This window comes from Vagococcus entomophilus, assembly GCF_003987595.1.
In the GTDB taxonomy this organism is placed as follows: Bacteria; Bacillota; Bacilli; order Lactobacillales; family Vagococcaceae; genus Vagococcus_E; species Vagococcus_E entomophilus.
This window is the reverse complement of the sequence record NZ_NGJZ01000001.1, coordinates 402197-426817: the sequence shown is the minus strand read 5'-3', so window position 1 is coordinate 426817 and position 24621 is coordinate 402197. Positions and strand designations below refer to the sequence as shown.

The window sequence follows — 24621 nt, the reverse complement described above, 5'->3', positions numbered from 1 at the left end:
TCATCATAAACGTACACAAATATACGCATTTCATTATAACATAAATCTTACGAATAACAATAGTTTTGCTCGAAACTCGAGGTTATTCACTACTTGCAGTTTCTGAGGTACCGATACCGTTATCTGGTGAAGCCAAATTGCCTTTACTAATTCCAATATTTACAACAAAGTCAAGCCCAACATACTGATTGTATGCACTCATATCGACGACTGTCCCTTTTTCTGCTCCTGAATCAACGTAGTGAACAGTATAGCGAATATTCGCTCCTTTTGATTGATAATCCTCGTAAAAAGCTTGTGGCAGATCTCCTTCAATTTTGCCGATATATGATTTCAAGTACGGACGTCCACTTGAATAGACTACCACAATCGAATTACTATCTTTACTTAGTAGCTTGGTTCCTGCAGGGACTGATTGCGAAATCAGTTGTCCGTATGGAATATCTTGAGCAAACTGAAATTTCTTTTGAACACTCAGTGATTGGATTGTTTCTGCATTTTCTGGAGAAATTTCTACAAAGTTCGGCACAACAACTGCTTTTCCTTGAGAAATCGTTACACTAAGCTGGTCTTTTTTTGCAATCTTTGTCTCTTTTGCAACGCTTTGACTCATTACCATACCAGCTTCTACTTCATTAGAATCTGATTCTTCATATTTTATTTGAATGTCATTGGTTTTCGCCCAGCTCTCAACTTCTGATTTCGCCTTGCCTTTGAAATCTGGAACCGAGATATTTTTTTCAAAAGTTTCTTTCCCATTTGAATAATAGACAATCAAACCATCTTTTCTCCGATAGTTTTTTTCTGTTATTTCTTTACTACCAAACTCTTGTGAGAGGTACTTACCTTTTTCAACGGTATCACTGTACTTGGTTAAAATCGTTAAATTATCCAACTTGTTTTCTTTTATAAAAGCCTCTACATCTTGCTTGGTAAGCGTTGAAAAATCTGGTAAAGTAATTTTCTCGTTAGGATTAGGTCCCTTACTAGCTGTCACTATTAGAACACTTCCTTTTTTTACTTTTTCCCCTTTTGGTACATCTTGTTTTAGCACTTGGTTCGTTTCGTACTTCAAGCTATAAACCTGTTGTACATCAAGCGTCATCTTATTCTTTTCTGCCCAAACCCTTGCATTTGACACAGAACCATTGACAAAATTAGGCATTGTAACGTGTGTCACTGAATAATAGATCCAAGCAAAGATCAGGCAAGCAATGACCCCTAGTAGCACAAAAATTTGCTTTTGTCTTTTTTTCTTTTTTTTATAAGTAGGATCAATCTCAATGGTTTCGTCGCTATGATTTTTTTTCGCCCGACTATTTTTGCTTATATTTATATTCTCTGACTCAACAGAGGTAGGACTAACTGTATTTTTGTTCTCAGGTGTCTTCTCTCTATTGTTTTCCTCTTTTTCACGCATTTTTTTATCGTAATTATTGGAGTTGAAATTTGAAAGAAAATCACTCATGAGCTTGTAACAGTCCTTTCTTTAAATAAAACATTTGATCGGATTGATGTGCAATTTCGTTTGAATGTGTCACTACAATTACACATTTGCCGTGCTTATGCGCGAGTTCTTTAAAAATATCGACAATTTCTTGCTCTTTATCTTCATCTAAATTTCCTGTTGGTTCATCAGCTAAGATGATATCTACATTTGTAGCAAGGGCTCTTGCAATCGCCACACGCTGCTGTTCCCCACCAGACAACTGATTCACCCTGCGGTCTGCTTTTTCCTTGCTAATACCTATATAATCCAGCAAGTTATAGGCAACTTCTTGCTGTTCTTTTGGCAATTGATTATCCGTAATAGACATAGGAACAAGTACATTTTCACAAGCGGTCAAATAAGGAACTAAGTTATAATTTTGAAAAATAATCCCAATATCATTTCTACGGTAATTTTCGTAGCCGATTTCCTGGATATTTTTCCCTTTGAAAAAAATCTCTCCGGATTTCGGTGTATCTAAAGCACTGATGAGCGAAAGAAATGTTGTTTTACCAGAGCCTGATTGCCCAAGGATGGTGTAAAATTTTCCTTCTTCAAAAGTAACGGTTGTATCTTTTAAAATAAATCTTCGTTGGTCTCCGTCTTGGTAATAATAACTTAATTTATTGGCTTTTAAAATGGTCATCTTTTGCTCCTCCTACATCATGATTTTCTTTGGATTCAGTCTTACTATATAGACTAATGGCAATATAGTTGCTACAAGTAGTGTCAGTAGCCCCACCAAATAGTAACTAATAATGTAAACTGGACTTAAAGATACTTTGTAAGAGTGTGCAATATCTTTTTGGCTGAGTGAGACATTGCTCAACTGACTAAATTCGTATGCTTCTGTCGTATCTTCGATGGACGAATCTTTCTCACTCGTAGAAACTTGTGATTGAACTAAAGAGTCAGAAACCCCTTTTGCTAACACGTTACCAGAAAAGACAGAGAGGGTCATCGCAACAATTGAAACCACAAATACCTCAATTACTATCTGACCAATCACTTTCCAGCGTTTTTCTCCAAGCGATAAATAGATTCCCAACTCGTGCTTTCTATCGCGTAAAAAGAGTAATACAACCAATGCTAAAATAAAGATCGTAGCAAGTACGGAGACGATAATAACATACTTAGCTATTTTAGCCATTCCTTTAATTGGACCTGCAATAGAGTCGTATTGATCTGCAGATGCCAATACCTTATAGTACTTACTTTTGACATATGGCGCCGCCTCTTGTTTGAATGCTTCGACATCTTCTGGAGATTTCAAAACAAAGTAAGATTGATAATAATCAGATACACTAGCACTCAAGCTCCCTTGCTCTGTTGATGGAAATTTTTCTTGTTGAAATTCGTTTAACGTCTCTTGAATTTTAACAACTGCTTTATTGGACAAATACAAAGTATTTATCTTGTCCTCTTCTAAGTATTTATCCATACTACCGTTCCCGCTAGATTTACTCGAATTCTGCTTGTCTGATTTTACGCTTTGGTAGATTCCTATAATCTTGATTGGAATATCTTTTGTTGCAGTCTCTTTTGGCAATCCAGTAGTTGTGTTGTATTCCTCACTCCCGATTACTGCATCAGCAGTCATTGAGTCACCCACAGCCAAATTGTTTAACTCAGCGACCTTCTGAGAAATCACAGCCTCAGGGCTCTCTGAGAGAATATCTTTGTCTGAAAAGGCACGACCAGATACTAATTTTATTTTATTTTCTTCTAAATCTAAAATTTTCGGATAGTTTACCCCTTTTAAAGTAAAATTGTATTTTCCGACATTCATCATGCCGGAATCTGAATCTTTGGACTGATAGCTTTTCAAGTTATTGGTCGTCAAATATCCCGAGTTGCTATAATCATAATATTTTACATAACTTAATTCGCCAATTTTTTTTATTTCTTCAATCTTAGGTGGGGCTAAATCTTTTTCTGCATCTTTTCCATCTGGATGTTCACTAAAATATTTTGTGATTTTTTTTTGATCTGTTGTGATGGTTGCCGTCGCACCAAGCTTACTTTTAATCTCTTTTTCGACATTTATCGTAGCTTGTCTAATCGCTATTGCTCCTGCAATCACGTTACCCAATACAAAAACAACTGCAAACAAAATAAATGACTTTCCTTTTTTTCTGGTAATACTACAAAAAGCTCTTTTAAAAAAATTCATCTCTTTTCCCCTTTTTCATTTTTCTCCCTATTTTTATAAATAAAACCAACAAACATCAACTAGAAAGTCGATGGTTTTCTTGTTTCCTATTCAACAACCGCGATTACTTCTACCTCAACCAAAACGTCTTTAGGAAGTCCCGCAACCGCAACACATGAGCGTGCTGGTAGATTACTTGAAAAATAGCCTGCATATATTTTATTAAAACGAGCAAAGTTTTCCATATCGGATAAGAAACAGGTCGTTTTAACTACAGATTCAAAGCTACTTCCGCCAGCTAGTAACAAGTGCTTAATATTTTCCATCACTTGTTCTGTTTGTTCTTCAATCGTTTTCCCTTTTATTTCACCGGTCTCTGGAATAATTGGAATCTGTCCAGATGCATATAATAGACCATTATGTATATTACCTTGTACATAAGGACCAATTGCTGCTGGGGCTTTTTTTGTTTCAATTTTTTTCATTTTATTACCTCCTTTTATTAATAATCATACCATTTTGGAATTTAACAAGCTATTTTTTTTTAAAGAATGCACTTCATTTATAAAATATTTAAAGATTTTCGTTGCAACCAAATCCTTGTTGGCCATAATCTCAGGGTGCCATTGAATACCAAGTGCAAAAGATTCCCCAGTATATTCGATTGCTTCAATAAAACCATCTTCTGAATAAGCAGTTACCTGTAAGCCCACTCCTACTTCATCAATCACTTGATGGTGGTAAGAATTGACCCCAATTTTTTTTTGCCCAACAATTTTCATTAAGCAAGAATCTTCCTCAATTTCAACCAAATGTGAAGCAACTTCTGGATCTTCTGATTGAATATGGGCAATCTTTGTAGTCTGCTGGATGTCCTGAATCAAGGTTCCTCCTAGCACAACATTTAATAACTGTGCCCCACGGCAGACGCCTAGTATCGGTTTCTTTTGTTTTAAAGCAGCTCGACATAAAGCCATCTCGTACAAATCACGCTCACGTAGGGTATCTCTTGCTTGAGCGTTTTCTTTCATTGTAGAATTTAAGTAAAAATCTGGGTGAATATCATTTCCTCCAGAAAGGATAATTCCATCTAACTGAGAAACAACTTCTTCTGCTTTGTCAGGCGTCAATATCGGTAATAAACAACTGATTTCTCCGGCGTTTGAAACAGCCTGAACATATGCAGCACTGACATGATAACGTTCTGCAGTAATCATCTTTGGCATCTTTTTGGTAAGTAAACTACATGAAATTCCAATCATCAGGTAACTCCTTTCTTTAATCGTTTTTTTATGATTCTACTATTGTAAACCTAAAAAAGCAAGTTTATCAACAATAATAAATGAAAATTAGCTAAAAAAATGAGATAACAATCATTTTGATTGTTATCCCAAACGTTGACGGTCCTTTTTGACTATTTAACGACCAACAAATCGAGACTAGCAAAATTTTGAACTAATCGTGCAATTTCTTTTAATTGGGCCAAACGATTTTTTTTGATTTCTTTGTTCTCTGACATCACCATAGTTTCATCGAAATATGTTGCAATATAGGGTCTTAAATTTTTTAAAGCCATATATTTTTCATTCAATGTAAAATCTTTATACCCCTTTTTCACATGCGCTACTTCCCTAAATAGACGTTCTTCAGATGGATTTTCAAATAAATTTGGATTGACTGTAACTGTTTCAATTTCAGCTTTCTTGGCCAAATTAATCACACGTGTCAAGGCTTCAATTGATCCTCTAAAGTCGTCGTCATTCAAATGTTCTTTTAACATCTTAGCTGCTTCAAAAACTTTTTGCACATCATCTTGCTCTGCATAGACTGCAGCCTCTATTACATCATGTCGAATATCATAAGCAGAAAGCCTTTGTTTCATTCGAGCACGGATAAACTCTATAATCTCAATATTTTCATTTGAAAAGGCAATCCCATACTCATCTTGACTTTTATTAATGCACGCAACGATTTGTTTGTGCAAGTGGATTATTGGGAACTTCCATCCCTTTTCTTCCACAATACGAATGATGCCATAAGTTTGACGGCGTAATGCATAAGGGTCATTTGAACCATTTGGGATCATGCCAACAGAAAAGAAGCTCAACACACTATCTAATTTATCGGCAATTGCAAGGAGTGCACCAATTTTTGACTTAGGCAGTTCCCCGTTACTAGAGTTAGGCATATAATGTTCTCGAATCGCTCTTGCTACCGCAGCATTTTCTCCTTGTAACAAAGCATATTTTTCTCCCATAATTCCTTGTAATTCAGGAAATTCTCCCACCATGTTTGTCACCAAGTCAAACTTATAGATGCTGCTTGCTCGTTTTAAGTGAGCTGCTTCTTCTTGTGATAAACCAACTTGTGCACTAATAATTTCTGCAATTTTCCCTACTCTTTGCATTTTTTCATAGATTGTTCCAATTTTCTCATGGAAAGTCACATTTTTTAATTTCTCCACACAGGTTTCTATACTAATCTTTTGATCTTCTTGATAGAAAAACTCAGCATCTTCTAAACGTGCTGTTAAAACTTTCTGATTTCCTTTCACCACATTTTCAATATGATTCTCGTCCCCATTGCGAACTGAAATAAAATAAGGTAGTAATGCTTGTTTTTCATCTCGAACTTCAAAGTAACGTTGATGTTCTTTCATAGAAGTCACTAGCACTTCTTCTGGAACATTGAGATATTTTCCATCAAACGAACCCGCAAACGCAGTGGGGTATTCAACTAGATTATTGACTTCTTCTAATAAAGAAGCATCCAGCACTACCTCCCAATGATTTTGTTTTGCCATACTCGTAATTTGTTCTATTATTTTTCCTTTTCTACTAACAGGATCTACCATGACATATTCACTAGCAAGCGCCTTTTCATAATCATCTGCATGCTTAACTTCTACATCTTTGCCTAAGAAACGATGTCCTCTTGAAACATTCCCCGTCTTAATATCTAAAATTTCAAAAGGAATCACTTCATCATCTAAAAGAGCAATCAACCAATGAATTGGTCGAATATATTTCAACTGATAATTCGCCCAGTGCATACTAATGGGAAAAGTTAAACTTGTAATGACTTTTGGTAAAGCTTTCAGCACCTCACTTGCATCTTGCCCTTTGACAAACTTCTCTACATAGACATACTCTACGCCTTTTAGTTCTTTAAACGTGATATCATCCGTAGTAACCCCTTGTCCTCGTACAAATCCTTGTGCTGCTTTACTCCAATTGCCATCTGCATCTAACGCAATTTTTTTGGCAGGGCCTTTGACCTCTTCTTCAATATCTGCTTGTTTTTGGGCTAGTCCAACGACTTTTACTGCTAATCTTCGGGGGGTTGAATAGGCAATTGTGCGCTCAAATACTAAGCGATTTTCTTTTAAAAAGCTCTCAATTTTCTTTTGTAGTTGTTCCATACTAGGAGTCACTACATGTGCAGGAATTTCTTCTAATCCAATTTCTAACAAAAAATTTTTTGACATGTTATTTTCGCTCCTTTGCATCTGCTTGTTCATTCAAAAGTGGGAAACCAAGCTTTTCACGTTCTGCCACAAAAGCTTTTGCTAATTGACGAGCCATTGAACGAATGCGTGATAAAAAACCAGCTCTTTCGGTCACTGAAACTGCTCCTCTAGCATCTAATAAGTTGAACGTGTGACTACATTTTAGTACAAAATCATATGCAGGATGTACCAAATTTAATTCGATACAACGTTTGGCTTCTTTTTCGTACATATCAAATAAATCAAGCAACATCTCTTGATTGCTTTCTTCAAAAGAATATTTAGAGTGTTCAAACTCTGGCTGAATAAAAATTTCTCCGTATTTCACACCATGTGTCCATTCTAAGTCATAGACACTTTCCACTTCTTGAATGTAAGATGCTAGTCTTTCTAGACCGTAAGTAATTTCAGAAGTAACTGGATGACATTCTAAGCCACCCACTTGTTGGAAATAAGTGAATTGTGTGATTTCCATACCGTCTAGCCAAACTTCCCAGCCAAGACCCGCACATCCCATTGAGGGATTTTCCCAGTTGTCTTCTACAAAGCGAATATCATGCTCTAAAGGATCAATCCCGAGCAATTGTAAACTTTCTAAGTATAGTTCTTGAATATTTTCTGGAGAAGGTTTCATTACCACTTGAAATTGGTGATGTTGATATAGGCGGTTTGGATTTTCCCCATACCTTCCATCGGCTGGTCTGCGCGAAGGCTCAACGTAGGCAGCATTCCACGGCTCAGGGCCAATTGCTCGTAAAAATGTATAGGGACTCATCGTTCCAGCCCCTTTTTCAGTATCATACGACTGCATCAACATACAGCCTTGTTTCGACCAAAAGCTTTGTAATGTTTGAATCATTTCTTGAACGGTCAATTTTTTTTCCATAATAGTCTCCTTTTTTCATAAAAAAAGTCCCTATGTTTGCTCTGGCAAACATAGGGACGAATAATCGCGGTTCCACCCTACTTCCATCCTAAAAGATGGCAGCTTTCTATCTGTAATTGCTCCAAAGTGCCTTTCGATACACTATCTGTTAGCTTACACTATCCCAACATCGCTTGTTTCGTGTATGTACTTCTCTTTTTCATCACAAGGTATTCAGTTAAAAATATCATAATCTTAATTATAAAAATTGTCAATACTGGATGATCAATTTTAGTGGCTATCTATCTGGAATTTTTAATGTTTGCTCCCAATTTTTCATTTTGTCAATAAAGGACTTGCTTTTTAAATGAATGCCCACAAACTCCTCGTATAAGCGGTCAATCTCCAAACGAATTTGTCCTTTTGTTTGCTCTTTTACCTTGATATCTTGAATTCTATCGTAAGAAATATTAGAAAATAAACGGATAAAATGCAACGCTCGCGCATCGCAGTGCTGTCTGCGCTCATCCATATGAAAATGCTGCTCGCAAATCACCCCATGATATTTACTAGAAAAATCAAACTTCCCTTCAGTACAGCCACAAATCGCACATCTTTCCCAATTGAGCGCTACACCAAAACGTTGCATAATTTGAATTTCAAAAATATTGGTGATAATTTCAGGATCTTTCCCTTCATTCAAACTAACAAGTGCCTGTTGTGTAAAGCTATATAAGAACGGATCGTAATATCGATCTTCAATTGCCGCATCCACTAAATTCAAAATATATGTCGCATACGCACTGATAAAGATGTCTCCTTGGATTTGGGTAAAACTATGAACCGATTTACTACTATTCAAAAATGAAAGTCCCTCATCTTTGATACTTGCAATATATTCAGCTTCAGTATAGGGAAGGATGGCAGCCGCTAAACCATTGTTCGGTCGATGTGCATTTTTAACAAAAAACATCATTTTCCCATAACGTTCTGTAAATATCTTAATCAGTTTATCTTTTTCACGATAATTTCTGACCATCAAAACAATTCCTTTCGTTTCGCTGATATGGCTCATGAACTGCCGCTCCTCTCTATTTTACAAGGTTAAGTATAAACAAAAAATGAATAATTAACAAATGTTAATCATCCATTTTACGATACCCATAGTCTTGTAAAAAGGTCTGCTTATCGCGCCAATTTTTTTGGACTTTAACCCATAGCTCCAAATAAACTTTATTCCCTAAAAGATTTTCAATATCTTTGCGTGCCTTTATCCCGACATCTTTGAGCATCTTACCACCTTTTCCAATGATAATGCCTTTTTGACTGTCACGCTCTACAATGATTGTTGCTTGTACATGAATTTTTTCATACTCATCTTTTTTCATACTCTCTACTGTTACAGCAACCGAATGAGGCACTTCTTCCCGAGTAAGTAATAAAACTTTTTCACGAATTAATTCTGAAACAATAAAATATTCCGGATGATCGGTTACTTGATCTTCTGGATAATATTGGGGACCTTCTGGCAAACGACTGACTAACATATCCAGTAAATGCTCTACATTGTTTCCCTCAGTTGCAGAAATCGGCACAACTTCTTTGAAATCCATCTGATTACTGTAGTCCTCAATCAGTGGAAGGAGCTCATCAGGATGGATGGTATCAATCTTGTTCACTACTAAATAGACCGGTGCTTGGCTAGACTTTAGTCGCTCCATAATGAAGTCGTCCCCTCTGCCACGTGCTTGATCCGCACTTACAAGGAATAAAACAGCATCGACTTCTTTTAGCGCACTATAGGCAGTTTCGACCATATAATCCCCTAAGCGATGTTTAGGCTTGTGAATTCCTGGTGTATCAATAAAAATAATTTGTGCCTCTGGTGTGGTATAGATTCCTTGAATTTTATTTCTTGTTGTTTGAGCTTTATCGCTCATAATAGCAATCTTTTGTCGAACGATACGGTTTAACAAAGTGGATTTCCCAACATTTGGTCGCCCAATTATTGCGACAAATCCTGATTTATGTTCTGTCATATTTTTTCCTCACTTACTTTTTATAATCCTATTTTATTATTGGTAAAATTTTAGGGATAAATATTATACTAGCAACGACACAAGAAAATACTGAGGCCGTTAAAACTGCTCCAGCCGCCATATCTTTTACTTTTTTAGCAATTGGATGAAATTGATTTTCTGTCACTAAATCTACGATGTTTTCAAAAGAAGTATTCACAATCTCTAATGTAATGACAAAGAAAATACAAAATAATATCCATAGCCATTCACTGATTGTAATTTGAAGAATAAAACCTAATAGAATAGCTAACATTCCAAAAATTCCATGCTTTTTCATATTCTTTTCTTCTATATAAGCTGTCTTTATTCCTGTCATCGCAAAACGAAATGACTGTCCAAAAGTTTTGTTTTTACTGATTTGTTTTTGTTTATCTTTTGAGTCCATAGGCATCCAAAATCTTTCTTTGTAAGGAAAACATGACTGTTTCTTCTTCTTCCGTCATGTGATCATAACCGTTAATATGTAGAAAGCCATGAATTGCTAAAAAACCTAATTCTCTTTCAAAAGAATGTCCGTATTCCTCAGCTTGCTCTTGTGCACGTTCAATCGAAATCATGATGTCCCCTAGATTTCTTGGAATCTCCATCTCTTCATCAAAGAAAACGGGTAATTCTCCTTCGCCAGTTTCCTCTAGTGCAAAACTAATTACATCTGTTGGTGCATCCTTATCACGATATTTTCGATTTATTTCTTGAATTTTTTGATTATCCATAAAAGTTACAGACATCTCTGTATTCTTTGGTAAAGACAAATAGGAGGCAGAAAATTCTAAAATATTTTCGATGTCTTCTATTTGTTTTCCAACCAATTTCTCCGTTTCATCAACTAGCTGAATATCCATAATTACCCTCTTTTCTCTTGTTCTTCTTTCATTTTTTCAGCCTCGGACTTCATTTTAGGATATTTGATTCGCGAGTGGAATGTACTACATAAGCCATTAACTATCGACTTTTCAATAATACGAATTTCATTCAAAGTCAGTCCTGACTCGTCCAACTGTCCATCTTCAATTCTTGTCTGCACTAAATTATGAACAAAGACTTTGATTTTTTCGTTTGTTGGATGATCCATTGCTCTAACTGCCGCTTCAGCACTATCTGCTATGTTTATCACGCCTGCTTCACGAGTCTGTGGTTTTGGCCCAGGATAACGAAAATCTTCCTCTTTGACTTCTGGATCTCTTTCTTGAGCTTTTACGAAAAAATATTTCATCAAAGTTTTACCATGATGCTGACGACAAACATCAATCACCATTTGAGGCATTTTTTCTTTTTCTAAAATTTTTGCTCCCTCTGTTACATGTCCAAAAATAATCTCTTTACTATCTTCTGGCAATAAGAAATTATGAGGATTTTCCGCTCCAGCTGGCAAATTTTCTACAAAGAAATTGGCATGTTTAATTTTCCCAATGTCATGATAATAACAAGCTACTCGAGTTAGGAGTGATCTGCCCCCAATTTCTGCCACCGCATTTGCACTAAGGCTTGCCACCATCATACTGTGGTGATACGTACCCGGAGCTTCTTCTAATAAACGTTTTAATAGTGGCTGGTTAGGATTACTCAATTCATTTAGAACCATAATACTATCATCATTTAATACTAATTCTATATATGGATGTAATCCAATAGAAAGTAAGAATGTTAGAATCTCTCCAACTAATGCGCATACAAGCGTTGACCAGAACTGGGCATCGGTTATCTGAAACCCTTGATAAATAGATAAAATAACAACAAACGCAATTGGAAAACCGACTAACCAAGCAAGTGCTACCCCTAGTTGACTACCAATTCGTTCTCGCTTCATGACTGTTGCGACAACTCCTGTGAACAAGTATGAAAACACAATCATTAATAACGTGCTTGTGCCAATCAAATCATAGTAAATAAATAGTGCAAAAACAACTTGGAAGATAGCCGCCATGATCCCTGTAATCCGATTGATAAAAATACTCAAAACCAGTGGGCAAAAAGCGGCTGGAAATAGCAAAGCCAGATATGTAATGGAATCTGTTTGGAAGTATTGCAAAAACTCCATAATCAAAATACTAACCAACATTGTCGTTGCATAAAAACTTACACAACGGACTCTGGACTTCCATTCATTCGCTTGTGCCAGAACATACACAAACATTCCTAACTGCATTAAGATTGCACATGCAAGTGCCACAACTGGGAAAAACGAAACTTCTCTAGAAGTCATACCCAATAGTTCTAACTTCTGCATGGCTTTTGAATCAAGCTGTACCCCTTCGCGTACAACAATTTCTCCTTGATAAATCATCACGGGGTTCACGTTGTTGCGTGCATTTTTTTTCAGCTCATCTGTTTTTTTCTGATTGGCTACTTCATTTACAACAATAGATGTATCCGTAATATTTCGGACAATTTCTTTCAAAGAAGCGCCAATATTCATCTCATCGATTTCTCTTACGGCCGACTCTTTTTCTTTCTTTAATGTGTTATTACGAATATGATTTTTCATATGTGTTTCAATTAAAGCAACACTTCTTTCTTCAACTGTCTTTAGGTCAGTTGTCGATAAAGTGAATAAACTTTCATAAAATCCTGTTGAAAAATTTTGGTAAAAACTAATACTATCTTGATCTAATTTTTCAAATTTCCCTTTTAATGTGGCAATTTTATCTTCTGCAGTAGCTGCTTGTGGCTCTGAAGTTCTTTTGGTATCCTTTAATTTTTCTTGATAGGATTTATCCGCTGCATTTGAAACAGACTGAACCATATCAAAAAGTTGCTCAATCAACGCTATCTGTTGGCTACTTTTATCAGAATCATAACTATACTCTGGAGTCACTGCCTCCGCAGCAAGTTTCCGTTTTTCCTCTGTTTCGTATTTGTTTTCTATTGTTTTATTCGCACGGATTGTTTCTTCAGCTAATTGTCCTTCTTTTAAGTTGACATGTTTTTGATGAACATTATGATACATAATGGCAAAAAGGACTAAAGAAAAAATAGCCAACACTGCAATCACAAACTTTTTCCCAAGATGTTTTTGAACAATACTTCTGTCAAGTTTCATGAGTTTTTCTCCTTCATTTTTGTTACAAAAATACACTAAGATTCCTGATCGTAAGCTGCAATGATTTCAGCAACAACTGGATGTCTAACTACATCACTTGCATCAAACGTAGCAAAAGCAATTTTTTTGATATTGCTCAGTTTTTGTTCAGCATCCACAAGTCCACTTTTGACTCCTTTGGGTAAGTCAATCTGTGTTTTATCTCCATTCACAATCATTTTAGATTGATATCCTAAACGGGTCAAAAACATTTTCATTTGTGCCACCGTTGTATTTTGAGCTTCATCTAAAATAACAAATGCATTTTCAAGAGTTCGTCCTCTCATATATGCCAAAGGGGCGATTTCAATAATTCCACGGTCCATTAAACGATTGGTATGCTCAACACCAAATACAGCATATAAAGCATCATAAACAGGCCGTAAGTATGGGTCTACTTTTTCCTTTAAATCTCCTGGTAAAAAGCCCAGATTTTCTCCTGCTTCTACAGCAGGTCTTGTTAAAATAATTTTTTCTACTTCCCCACGCTTTAAAGCAGCGATAGCCATAACAACAGCTAAAAAGGTTTTCCCAGTACCGGCCGGACCAATCCCAAAAATAACATCATATTTCCGAACAGCATCCACATATTTTTTTTGCCCTTTATTTTTAACCCGAATCGACTTGCCGCTACGATCTTTTAAAATTTGCTCTTCGTATAGTGCTAAAAAGTCATCCAGTGTGCCATTTTTCATCATGGTTAAGGCAGTGATAACATCTGGTGATTTGATTTGGATTCCTCTCAAAACTAGAGTTTGGAGTTTTTGTAAGACGAGATACACTTGGTGTACAGTAGGCTCATCACCCACTACTTGTATAAACTCTCCTCTACTGTTGAGCGTGACACCAGTATTTTCTTCTATTATTTTCAAATGTTTATCATGAGTTCCTAATAGTTGGTTAGCCTCTTCTTGATTTTCGAGTCTAATTTCTAAGGTTGCTAATTCTTGTTCAGACAAAAAGTGAACAACTCCTTTTTCATTAATTCTATCTACCAAATGATACCACACTTTTTAATTTGACAAAAGAAAAGCATAAATTAAAACGACAATTCATCGCTCTGCTTCTTGTCTTTCTTCGCAAACTAGTTTTTGTCCATTATAGATGGATTGTTTTCCACTGAATCCATAGGCAATAACGACCATCGGAACAAAATAAACCAAGTGAGTGTAACCAAAAACCTCTGCTCCAATAAAAATAGGCGCAAATAGTGTCTTTGTTGCTGCTGAAAACACACAGATATAACCACATGCAGCAATAGCCAATACAGGTAACCCCAGTACCTGTGCTAGCACGACACCAAGCGTTGTACCAATTGCAAATAAAGGAGTGACTTCTCCACCTTGGAAACCAGCAGCTAATGTAAGAACCGTCAACAGTAGCTTACTGATCCAATCATACGTCATGATCTTTGCGCCTGAAAAACTAGCCGCAATCAAATTTGTTCCTAGTCCTGCATAGCGATCAGGTTGGAAAAATAAAAATAGCAAACTCAAGACTAATCCGAGTAGCACTACCCGGCAGTAAGGATTACTTAATTTTAATGATGCAATTTTTTTTGTTTTTTTCAATAGCCAGGCAAATCCCCACCCAACTAATCCAAACAGGCTCCCCGCAATGAAAAGCTTCAGGAAAACTTCAGGAGTAAATGTTAATTCTTGTTTCAAGGGAAATGTAAATTTTTCAAGTCCTAACCAACTTGATGTAGTACTTGCGCTATAAGCTGCAACGACTGCATAGGGAAGTACTTTGTATTCTACCTTTCCAATGACTAACACTTCAACGGCAAAAAAACTGGCAGCAATTGGTGTTTGGAACAATCCTGAAAAACCCGCGGCCATTCCAACCATTAAGAACAACCGCTTTTGAGAAGAAAATTTCAAGCCTCTTTGAAGCATACCCGCTAGACTAGCACCGATTTGAACAGCTACCCCTTCTCTACCTGCACTTCCTCCAAAAAGATGGGTTATCCACGTACTCACCATTACTAGTGGAAGCAAACGTTTTGGCACTTTTTGTTTCGGAGTATTTCCTACTTCGAAAACAAGTCCCATCCCTTTTTCTGTACCGCTTCCCCATTTTTTATAAAGAAATATTATAAGACAACCTGCTATTGATAAGAAAGGCAATAGCTCAATATAATGTTGCTCTCTAAAGTTTGATACAGCTAGCAAAACTTGACCAAACAAGCTGTCAGTCGCTCCTACTAGACACCCGATTCCTAAACTTATTAGAAGTAAATAACTTTTTTCAACAACTTTTTTCATGACGCACACCTTCTCTAAATGGAAACAAAAAAAGTCTGCAACTCAAATAGAGTTACAGACGTCATTAGCAATTTTGCGATTTAGGTCTATTCAACCAAGGGAGAACATCATTCCCAATTTATGCAATTATTTTAGTAATTGTTTAGCAATCATGTTGACTTGGCTTCCGTCAGCCTTTCCTTTTACTTTAGGCATAACTGCTCCCATTATTTTCCCGAATTCTTTCATCGATGTTGCACCAGTTTGTTGAATCGCATCGGTAATAATAGCAGTTAATTCTTCCTGAGTAAGTTGTTCTGGCATATACTTTTCGACAATTGCAATTTCCGCTTTTACTTTTTCAACCAAATCTTCACGATTTGCTTTTTCAAACTCTGTCAAAGAATCTTTTCTCTGTTTCATTTCTCTTGAAAGAACAGTCAACTCTTCTTCATCATTTAATTCTTTTCCAAGTTTTATTTGTTCATTTTGAATAGAAGACTTCAACATTCGAATCACAGTAAGTTTTTCTTTATCTCTTGCTTTCATCGCAGTTTTCATGTCTTCATTTAACCACGTCAAAAGTGACATTTTTTCCGCTCCATTCAATGAAACTAGAATTTCTTACGTTTTCTTGCAGCTTCAGATTTTTTCTTACGCTTCACACTTGGCTTTTCATAGAATTCACGTTTGCGGTATTCTTGCAAAGTACCAGTTTTTGAAACGGAACGTTTGAAGCGACGAAGAGCATCATCAAGAGATTCGTTTTTACGAACGACAGTTTTTGACATACAAATTCCCTCCCTCCGAGCTTTAAAAGTAACCGTTTTTACGCTATTTAATAAATAACAAAAAACTGTCCATGACCCAATTATAGCGAAAGGAATGCTATTCGTCAACTACTCTCGGAGAGATGATTTAATTTTATTTAAAAAATGAGATTTTTAATGACAATTTTCGCATTTTCCATATATTTCAAACCGATGCCCTTCGATTTCACAGTCAGCCAGTTGTTCTTCAAAAAAATCCATCGGACACATGTGTATTTCGCGTGTCGCTCCACACACTGTACAAATAAAATGGTGATGATGTCCAATTTCTCCGTGACAACAGTGAAATCTAAACTTTTTTTCTCCGTTTAAATCCGTTGATTCTAATATATCCAGTGCAACAAAATCGTGTAAATTACGATAAATCGTGTCAAAACTGATTCCTGGATAGTTTTTCGCCATGAAATCATACGCATCTTTTGCAGATACATAGCGATTTTTTCTTGCAAAAAAAGTTAGCAGTTCTTCTCTTTTCTTAGTATGTTTGTAGCCATTTTTTTTCATTTTATCAATAGCTGCTGCTACGTGTGCCCCCATAGAAGTTCTCATCTCCCTCCATTTATATCGTTATTAAGTATAATAATAAAATAAAAATAAAGCAAGCAAGGGTCATTAGAGACAAAAGATAGTCAGCCTATCTGGATCAAATTCATTTGAGCATTTTTGCTATCAAAAAACTTGCAACCCCTCGCGGTCAATGGCTAATACCTCGACCGTTCCTGATATTGAGGCTTTTCTCAATCTTGCTACCATTAAATCTGTTTTTTCATTAGGTGAAAACATTAGAATTGTGGGTCCCGCTCCACTCAACACACAGCCATACAGCCCAACCTCTTCTGCCATTTGCCTGATTTCTTTGAGCTGTGGAATCAGAGGTGCTCGATATTTTTCATGCCATAAATCTTTTTGCATCATCTTTCCTGCTAATTCTAAATTATGCGTCATAATCGCTGCAAGCATAACGTTACTAATGCTGCTTGCTTTAACCGCTTCTTTATACTCTAGAATATTTGGTAAAACACCCCTACTTGTAGAAGTAAGCAACTCATCGTTTGGAATAAATGCAATCAAATCGCAGGAAGGAAAATGATATTTAACAAAATCAACCTCTTGATCGTAAGACGCTACGACAAAGTCCCCACAAATTGCTGGTGCGACATTATCAGGATGACCTTCTATTTCAGTTGCAATATTGATTTTTTCTTCCATACTCAAATTTAACTGTCCAAGTCGATTGGCCAACTCAATCCCTGCCACAATAGCTGTAGAGCTGCTTCCTAGCCCGCGAGCAGTAGGAATCGTTGTCGTCATGATTAGCTTTCTTGGTTCTAATTCTGGCACAAGTCGCAATGCAGTTTGAATGATTAAATTCGTTTCATCATGAGGAATTTCTCCTGTCAACTCATGCTCAATGAACCATTCGTCGCATTTTTTGTCTAGTAAAACATCTAAATATAAATACATAGCTACTGCGATTCCACAGGAATCAAATCCTGGTCCTAAATTAGCGCTCGTCGCTGGTACACGTATTCTCATTACGTTCACTCCATTTATTAATCTAGTACTTTATAATTTGCAAGCAATTCAAACTCTGGTATTTGTCCAATTGCTTGTTTTACCTGCTTCATTTGTGCTTTTGTCATTTTGTGCGTAATAATCACGATACGTGCCCGCTCGCCATCTGACTGTTGTTGGATCAGTTGGTCAAAGCTAATCCCCTCATTTGTCACAATTTGAGTTAGTTTCAAGAATTGTCCAACCTTGTCTGGAACTTCAATTGAAAAATAGTACTTAGAAATAATTTCTTGATCTGATGCAATCTTCGTTTCATTTTTGTAAGAATTAAACTGATGTCCACTAATTCCAAGACGCAAATTTTTTGCAGTTGTGATCAAATCGCTCACCACACTAGTAGCAGTTGGCTTGGCCCCAGCTCCTGCACCGTAATACATAGATTCTCCAACACCCGCACTGTCTACAAAGACCGCATTCATTTCATTTTGAACGGAAGCTAATGGATGATTACTTGGAACCAAGACAGGGCCTACTTCCGCTGTTACGCTTTCTTCCAACATAGAAGAAGAGCCAATCAATTTAATCGTATAGCCTAGCTGATGAGCCATTTCGATATCTTCTAGTGCAAGACCTCGAATTCCTTTGGTTTCAATATCTGATAGATGAAGCGTCATCCCAAAAGCAAACTGTGTCAAGATGACCATTTTGTATGCGGCATCAATTCCGTCGACATCATTGGTCGGATCGGATTCAGCAAATCCTAGCTGTTGTGCTTGCTCAAGTGCTGTTTCATAAGTTAATTTTTCTGAAACCATCTTTGTTAGCATATAATTTGTTGTCCCATTGACAATGCCTAAAACTTTGTGGATGTTATCAGCTGCCAAGCTATTGGCAATCGTTCTTAGAATAGGAATTCCACCCGCAACGCTCGCCTCATAATACAAATCACAATGATTTTTTCTAGCAACAGCAACAAGCTCGCTACCGTGTTGTGCCAGTAAATCCTTGTTTGCCGTTACGACATGCTTTCCACTTTCTAAAGCTTGCACGATGTAGGTTTTTGCAGGTTCAATTTTTCCGAGCAACTCTACGACTACTTGAATATCTTGATCTTCTAAAATTTCTTTAAAATCTGTAACCAACTCAATCCCGTATTCTTTGGCTATCTCAGCTTTTGCCGCTTTATTTCTGACAAGTGCTTTCTCTACCAAGATTTCCATTCCAGTCACTTGTGAGATTTTCTCTTTGTGTTCTTTCAAAATTAATGGCACACCTGAACCAACTGTCCCAAGTCCCAATAGTGCAATTTTTAATTGTTTGTCCATTTCCTTCCTCCTTCATAGAAATCTAATTTTTTCATCTTTTTTTAATTTTTTTATATTATCTCTAGTATACAAAAGGAATACCAAAAAAACTAGTTTTTTCTAATTTGACAAGAGAAAAGTCATTCTTTATTTTGAATGAGAAATGTGTTGAATGGTTTGACTTAATATATCGAGCACGTGTTGGTCATCTAGCGAATAGTGAACTGACTTCCCGTCTTTTCGAGACTTAATCACATGATTTAAACGAAGAAGTTTTAATTGATGAGATACGGCTGATTGCTCCATTCCCAATTGCTTTGCAATATTCCCCACATTTGTTTCCTCTTCACTTAGTAAAAGAAGGATTTGCAGACGGGTTGGATCTCCTAACACTTTAAACAGTTGACTGGTTTGGTTGATTAGCTCGTCATTTTTTTTTATTTTCACAAATTGTCGCCTCTTTCTCATAGACTTTCTTTTTTATGCTAATATTTTTTGGGAGAAAAGTCCATAAAAATCATCTATAAATCGTAATTATTTCTTTTTAACAAATTATAAACTTTGGCATGCAAAATGAAACAAAAAAAATGAGCTTAAAAGAGCTCATTTTTTCCTTTTTATAAAAATTTTCGAACAGACTTTTCAAACTCTTGAACTTTTTGCTCAACTGCTTCATGTGAATCCGCAGTAGCAGCAAGATAGAATTTGATTTTAGGTTCTGTGCCAGAAGGACGAACAGCAATCCAGCTCCCATCTGTTAAAGTATATTTCAATACATTTGATTGCGGTAGGCCTGTTGAGGTTTGTTCACCTGAACGATTGGTTTTTTGTTGCTTTTGATAGTCTTCGATGAAAAGCACTGACTCATTTCCAAACTGGGTTGGTGCGCTTTCGCGTAAACCATTCATCAATTTTTTAATTTTGTCCGCACCTTCTAAACCACTCATTGTAATCGAAATTGTTTTTTCTTTATAGAAACCATATTTTTTGAAAATAGTTTGCAGCGCATCATATAATGTTTGATTTTTTTCTTTATAATAAGTCGCTACCTCAGCAAGTAATAGCAACGCTTGGATTGCATCTTTATCGCGAACGAACGATTTTACCAAATACCCATAGCTTTCTTCAAAACCAAACAGGAACGTATGCGTTTTGTCTTCTTCATATTGCTCAATTTTTTCGGCAATAAATTTAAAACCGGTTAAAACATTGATCATCTTCACATTGAAACTCTCTGCAATCTTCGTTGGAAGTTCACTTGATACAATAGATTTTAAAACTACCGCATTATCAGGCAACGTACCGCGAACTTGATGTGCCTGAAGTAAGTACTCCACTAGAATCGCCCCAAGTTGATTTCCTGTTAAAACTTGATAGTTTCCATCCGGCAAGCGAACAGCTGCTCCAAGTCTATCCGCATCAGGATCGGTTGCAACAAGTAAATCTGCATTCTCTTTTTCGCCTAATCGGATTGCATATTCAAATGCCGAATGTTCTTCTGGATTTGGGGAAGCAACGGTACTAAAATCAGGATCAGCAACAGCTTGTTCTGGCACAATACTAAATTGTTCGAATCCTGCTTGGCGCAATGCTTTTTCACCTAACATCTTTCCAGTGCCATGCAGGGGAGTATAAATTAATTTTAAGTCTTTACCAGAACGTTGAATCAATTCTTCGTCCACTGTAACAGATTTGATCTGTTCTAGATAACGATGATCTACATCTGCGCCAATAATATTGATTAGCCCGCTTTTTTCTACTTCTTCCTCAGAAAGAACTGGCACAATAAGCGGATTTTCTACTTGGCGAACGTACGAAGTCAATGCATCTGCATCTTGAGGTGGCATTTGGCCTCCATCTTCTCCGTATACTTTGTAGCCGTTGTATTTTGCTGGATTATGGCTTGCTGTAATCATAATTCCTGCAAAACAATTCAAATCTCTTACAGCAAAAGAAAGCTCTGGTGTTGGACGTAGACTTTCAAAAACATAAGACGTAATATTATGATAAGCTAATGTTTTAGCCGCTTCCATCGCAAATTCTGGTGATTGATGTCTCGAGTCATAAGCAATCGCAACACCTCTACGCTGTGCCTTAGCCCCCTGTGAATCAATAAAGGTAGCAAGTCCTTCTGTTGCTTGACGAACCGTATAAATATTCATACGGTTGATTCCCGCTCCAAGAATACCACGCATACCTGCTGTTCCAAACTCAAGCGGTGCATAAAAAGCATCTTTTAATTCTTCAGGATTTTTTTCTATTTCTTTTAGATTTTGTGCTAAATTCCCATCTAATTTTTTGTAGGATTTCCATTGATCATATACTTGTTCCCAAGTCATGATACCACCTCTTTCTAATTCGTTTATCCGCTTTCAATTATACCACTAATGAAAAATAGCGCAAAGAAGAAATGTGTCTACCCATTTTTTTAATTAAATTTTTATTTTTAAGATTTATATCAATTACTAGAACTTGAATTTCTGCTTCTTCTTTTTTCTAGTTCATAATCAATCGCAATGGCCACACTGATAGCAAGCAAAACATCCTCTTCGTTTGATATAGAGAGTTCATAACTATCCCCCCAAGAAAACCACTTTTTATTTAAGGACATAATTACACCTTGCGGGCTGGTAATATCGTAGCGATGATCCATCAAGTCTCCAACAATGCTCCAGTTTAATCCAGCTATTTCAAGCTTTTTCCTAAATAAAGAGAATCTGCCTACAAGCGTGCATCGATGATTTTTTGCATCCTGTATCTCATATTTTCCAAACCAACTAAAAGGTTTATGATAGATTTCTGAAACAACATTTCCTGTACGAATATGAACTAGCTTAAATTTTTTCGGAATCCGTAAAAAACTTCCCTCAACCGCAAAAACATCCTCACCTTGCTCGTTTTTTACCGTCATTTTTTCTCGCACACTAAATACTTTTTGCTTGATATAGTATTTCATATTCTTTTCTCCTAACACCCGTTTTTTATTGTTGACTGATAAAAAAAAGTAAAACAAAACGTTATATGATTTGTCTTACTTTCTATTGAATCAATCTTCCAGTGCTACAATATACTGATAAACTTCTTGTCCAGCGATACTTCCATCCCCGACTGCTGTAGTAATTTGGCGTAAAACCGTCTCTCTGACATCTCCGATGGCATAGATTCCAGGAACCGCAGTTTCCATAGAAGCATTTGTCTCAATCCAGCCTTCTTTATTGGTAATGCCCAGATCAGCAAACGGCTCGCTTAAAGGATCTAAGCCAACATAAATAAATACGCCGTCTGCTTGAAGGGTTTCCTCTTCTTTCGTAACAGTATCTTTTAACTTAAGCTCAGTGACTTTAGTATCATCTCCGATAATCTCTTGAACAGTTTTGTTCCAAATAAATGAGATTTTATCATTTTTAAAGGCACGATCTTGTAAGATTTTTTGAGCTCTTAGTGTATCTCTGCGGTGAATAATGGTCACTTTCTCAGCAAATTGTGTTAGATACGTTCCTTCTTCCACAGCTGAGTCTCCTCCGCCAACAACTACTAAGTGTTTTCCTTTGAAAAAAGCACCATCACATACCGCACAATAAGAAACGCCACGTCCAGAAAACTCTTCTTCCCCCAGAACGCCTAACTTTCTATGTTCACAGCCAGAAGCAATAATGACCGTTTTTGTATCATAGCTCTCCTCTTCACATTGGACGGTTTTGTAATTTCCGTGATCTTCTATCTTTTGTACAATACCATACTCATGTTTTGCTCCAAACTGTTCTGAACCCTCATACATTTTCATGGCTAAGTCTGGTCCTAGAATTCGATCAAATCCAGGATAATTTTCAACTTCAGCAGTGTTGTTCATTTGTCCACCTGGTGCACCTCTCTCAATCACTAAAACAGATAAATCTGCTCTAGATGCATATAAAGCAGCTGTCATTCCACCAGGTCCTGCACCAATTATTATTACATCATACATATTATTTCCCCCATCTTGTTCGTTCAAGAGTTACTTTACCGTTTGTAATGATTTTTGTCTACCGTTTTGCTTGTTTACTTTTTCTTTTTTACTTGTATTCTCTTTTTTATTAGAATTTAAAAAAAAATACCAGAATGGCCAATTTTATGCTTGACTTTTACTTGTTGTCGCTTAAAATAAGCAAGAATCAATCATAAAGGAGGTTCTAAAAATTGAAAAAAGGTCTCAATATTTCAGATAAAGAATTACTATTTTTAAGTTGGCCGATTTTTGTGGAATTGTTTCTTAGAGTGGTCATTGGGAATATTAATGTTTGGATGATTTCGCATTACTCTGAACTTGCCGTTGCCTCTGTTGGAGCCGCAAATCAGCTGCTTAATTTAAGTGTTTTTATCTACGGTTTCATTACAGTCGGCTCTCAAATTATTATTGCTCAGCTGATTGGCGCAAAAAGAAGAGAGGAGATAAACACGGTTATTACCACCTCTTTATACGGCGCATTATTTATTGGTCTTATCGTTAGCAGTATTTTCTTACTATTTCCAGGGCAGTTATTATCGTTTATGAATTTGGACGGACAATTGGTCATGATTGGTAAAAGTTATCTACGCATTTTTGGAGGGAGCCTGTTTATCTCTGCACTTTCGTCTTCTATTATTGCAGTACTAAGAAGCCATGGGTTCACTCAACCCGCTTTATTAATTCCTTTGTGCGCGAGTATTCTTGCAGTCATGGGTAACTACATTGCTTTGTATGGACCTTTTGGATTACCCCATTTAGGTGTCGCAGGACTTGCCTGGTCGAGCGCTATCGGAAATTCTATTGGCTTAATCATTGCTTTTTCATTGCTGAATAAGTACTTAAACTATTCTATTTTCAATTTAAAATTCAAAGGAATTTCTTTTAGTTATTTAAAGAAAATCTTAGCGCTTGGACTTCCCTCTTCAGGGGAATCACTTTCCTATCAAGCTGCTCAAGTTGTCGTCACAATGATTGTTGCGTCCTTGGGCTCTAGTGTCCTCATTGCCAAATCTTACGTGACCGCGATCACTCAGTTTGTGTATCTAATTGCAGCAGCACTTAGTCAAGGGAACCAAATTATGATTGGCCGAAACGTTGGGGCAAAAAAATATGAGGATGCTTATACTCGTGGTATCAGAACAGTCGTAATTGGAATATGCTGCTCTGCCATTATTTGCTTTTTCACTTGGCTTTTTATCCATCCAATTATGGGCATCTTCACAACCAATGAAGAAGTCATAAATATTGCCTATTACGTTTTACTAGTAGATATTTTCCTTGAATGTGCACGAGCTGTAAATATGGTATTAGTCGGATCACTAAATGCTTCTGGTGACGTAAAATATCCATTATTTTGCAGTCTACTTGTTCTTTGGGCAATCAGCTTACCCTTTTCCTATACGCTTGCAGTTTGGCTAAAAATGGGATTAGTTGGTGTTTGGCTTGCGTATGCCATTGATGAAATCCTTCGAAGCTTACTTATGCTATATCGTTGGCGCTCAGGTATTTGGAAAGAAAAGTCCACGATTCACTCGGCGGAAAAATAAAAAAGGAAGGGGGAGTCCCC

Annotated in this window: 24 protein-coding genes and 1 riboswitch; of the genes, 1 reads left to right on the top strand and 23 read right to left on the bottom strand. The window is 36.6% G+C overall.

What is annotated here, in order from left to right; translation table 11 throughout:
* Positions 1-82: 82 nt before the first annotated feature.
* The 23 genes from CBF30_RS01960 to trxB form a co-directional block, all read right to left on the bottom strand.
* On the bottom strand, positions 83-1468 hold the full coding sequence (locus tag CBF30_RS01960) for a PASTA domain-containing protein (RefSeq protein WP_126822228.1): 1386 nt from the start codon (positions 1466-1468) through the stop codon (positions 83-85).
* Positions 1461-2135: an ABC transporter ATP-binding protein gene (locus CBF30_RS01955; RefSeq protein ID WP_126822226.1), complete on the bottom strand. Its 675-nt coding sequence runs from the start codon at positions 2133-2135 to the stop codon at positions 1461-1463. Before CBF30_RS01955 ends, CBF30_RS01960 begins: the two co-directional genes overlap by 8 nt.
* A gap of 12 nt (positions 2136-2147) precedes the next feature.
* Positions 2148-3662, bottom strand: a complete 1515-nt coding sequence (locus tag CBF30_RS01950; RefSeq protein ID WP_126822224.1) for an ABC transporter permease — start codon at positions 3660-3662, stop codon at positions 2148-2150.
* A gap of 86 nt (positions 3663-3748) precedes the next feature.
* On the bottom strand, positions 3749-4126 hold the full coding sequence (locus CBF30_RS01945) for a RidA family protein (protein WP_126822222.1): 378 nt from the start codon (positions 4124-4126) through the stop codon (positions 3749-3751).
* A 24-nt stretch (positions 4127-4150) separates the two neighbouring features.
* The gene (locus tag CBF30_RS01940) at positions 4151-4903 is read right to left on the bottom strand and encodes a gamma-glutamyl-gamma-aminobutyrate hydrolase family protein (RefSeq protein ID WP_126822220.1); all 753 of its coding nucleotides are present in this window, start codon (positions 4901-4903) and stop codon (positions 4151-4153) included.
* 152 nt (positions 4904-5055) lie between these two features.
* Entirely contained in the window at positions 5056-7128 is a 2073-nt protein-coding gene (glyS, locus tag CBF30_RS01935) for a glycine--tRNA ligase subunit beta (RefSeq protein WP_126822218.1), read from the bottom strand.
* 1 nt (position 7129) lies between these two features.
* On the bottom strand, positions 7130-8035 hold the full coding sequence (gene glyQ, locus CBF30_RS01930) for a glycine--tRNA ligase subunit alpha (RefSeq protein ID WP_126822216.1): 906 nt from the start codon (positions 8033-8035) through the stop codon (positions 7130-7132).
* Positions 8036-8312: 277 nt separating this feature from the next.
* Positions 8313-9089 carry a DNA repair protein RecO gene (gene recO, locus CBF30_RS01925; protein ID WP_126822214.1) on the bottom strand — a complete coding sequence of 259 codons (777 nt, stop codon included), beginning with the start codon at positions 9087-9089 and terminating at the stop codon, positions 8313-8315.
* Between the two features lie 64 nt (positions 9090-9153).
* Positions 9154-10053, bottom strand: a complete 900-nt coding sequence (gene era, locus CBF30_RS01920; RefSeq protein ID WP_126822212.1) for a GTPase Era — start codon at positions 10051-10053, stop codon at positions 9154-9156.
* A gap of 28 nt (positions 10054-10081) precedes the next feature.
* Entirely contained in the window at positions 10082-10486 is a 405-nt protein-coding gene (locus tag CBF30_RS01915; protein WP_126822210.1) for a diacylglycerol kinase family protein, read from the bottom strand.
* Positions 10464-10937 (bottom strand): rRNA maturation RNase YbeY, encoded by a 474-nt coding sequence (gene ybeY, locus CBF30_RS01910; RefSeq protein ID WP_126822208.1) that lies wholly within the window; start codon positions 10935-10937, stop codon positions 10464-10466. The genes CBF30_RS01915 and ybeY overlap by 23 nt, the downstream gene beginning before the upstream one ends.
* A gap of 2 nt (positions 10938-10939) precedes the next feature.
* Entirely contained in the window at positions 10940-13135 is a 2196-nt protein-coding gene (locus CBF30_RS01905) for an HD family phosphohydrolase (RefSeq protein ID WP_126822206.1), read from the bottom strand.
* A gap of 35 nt (positions 13136-13170) precedes the next feature.
* Positions 13171-14133, bottom strand: a complete 963-nt coding sequence (locus CBF30_RS01900) for a PhoH family protein (protein WP_126822204.1) — start codon at positions 14131-14133, stop codon at positions 13171-13173.
* Between the two features lie 93 nt (positions 14134-14226).
* Positions 14227-15441, bottom strand: a complete 1215-nt coding sequence (locus CBF30_RS01895) for a chloride channel protein (protein WP_126822203.1) — start codon at positions 15439-15441, stop codon at positions 14227-14229.
* Positions 15442-15489: 48 nt separating this feature from the next.
* Positions 15490-15565, bottom strand: a riboswitch (Fluoride riboswitch).
* 2 nt (positions 15566-15567) lie between these two features.
* A complete protein-coding gene (locus CBF30_RS01890) occupies positions 15568-16011 on the bottom strand; it encodes a GatB/YqeY domain-containing protein (RefSeq protein WP_126822201.1) in 444 nt (147 codons plus the stop codon).
* Positions 16012-16034: 23 nt separating this feature from the next.
* The gene (rpsU, locus tag CBF30_RS01885) at positions 16035-16211 is read right to left on the bottom strand and encodes a 30S ribosomal protein S21 (RefSeq protein WP_086951372.1); all 177 of its coding nucleotides are present in this window, start codon (positions 16209-16211) and stop codon (positions 16035-16037) included.
* 153 nt (positions 16212-16364) lie between these two features.
* Entirely contained in the window at positions 16365-16787 is a 423-nt protein-coding gene (locus CBF30_RS01880; protein WP_126823732.1) for a Fur family transcriptional regulator, read from the bottom strand.
* A 132-nt stretch (positions 16788-16919) separates the two neighbouring features.
* Positions 16920-17786 carry a homoserine kinase gene (gene thrB, locus CBF30_RS01875; RefSeq protein ID WP_126822199.1) on the bottom strand — a complete coding sequence of 289 codons (867 nt, stop codon included), beginning with the start codon at positions 17784-17786 and terminating at the stop codon, positions 16920-16922.
* Between the two features lie 17 nt (positions 17787-17803).
* Positions 17804-19090: a homoserine dehydrogenase gene (locus CBF30_RS01870; RefSeq protein ID WP_126822197.1), complete on the bottom strand. Its 1287-nt coding sequence runs from the start codon at positions 19088-19090 to the stop codon at positions 17804-17806.
* Between the two features lie 126 nt (positions 19091-19216).
* On the bottom strand, positions 19217-19510 hold the full coding sequence (locus tag CBF30_RS01865) for an ArsR/SmtB family transcription factor (protein WP_245975022.1): 294 nt from the start codon (positions 19508-19510) through the stop codon (positions 19217-19219).
* Between the two features lie 176 nt (positions 19511-19686).
* Positions 19687-21408, bottom strand: a complete 1722-nt coding sequence (locus CBF30_RS01860; RefSeq protein ID WP_126822193.1) for a phospho-sugar mutase — start codon at positions 21406-21408, stop codon at positions 19687-19689.
* A gap of 119 nt (positions 21409-21527) precedes the next feature.
* Positions 21528-22025, bottom strand: coding sequence for an LURP-one-related/scramblase family protein (locus tag CBF30_RS01855; protein ID WP_126822191.1), 498 nt, complete (start codon positions 22023-22025; stop codon positions 21528-21530).
* Positions 22026-22115: 90 nt separating this feature from the next.
* The gene (gene trxB / locus CBF30_RS01850) at positions 22116-23033 is read right to left on the bottom strand and encodes a thioredoxin-disulfide reductase (RefSeq protein ID WP_126822189.1); all 918 of its coding nucleotides are present in this window, start codon (positions 23031-23033) and stop codon (positions 22116-22118) included.
* A 212-nt stretch (positions 23034-23245) separates the two neighbouring features.
* On the opposite strand from trxB, the gene CBF30_RS01845 reads away from it, so the two are divergent.
* Positions 23246-24601, top strand: coding sequence for an MATE family efflux transporter (locus CBF30_RS01845; protein ID WP_126822187.1), 1356 nt, complete (start codon positions 23246-23248; stop codon positions 24599-24601).
* Positions 24602-24621: the final 20 nt, after the last annotated feature.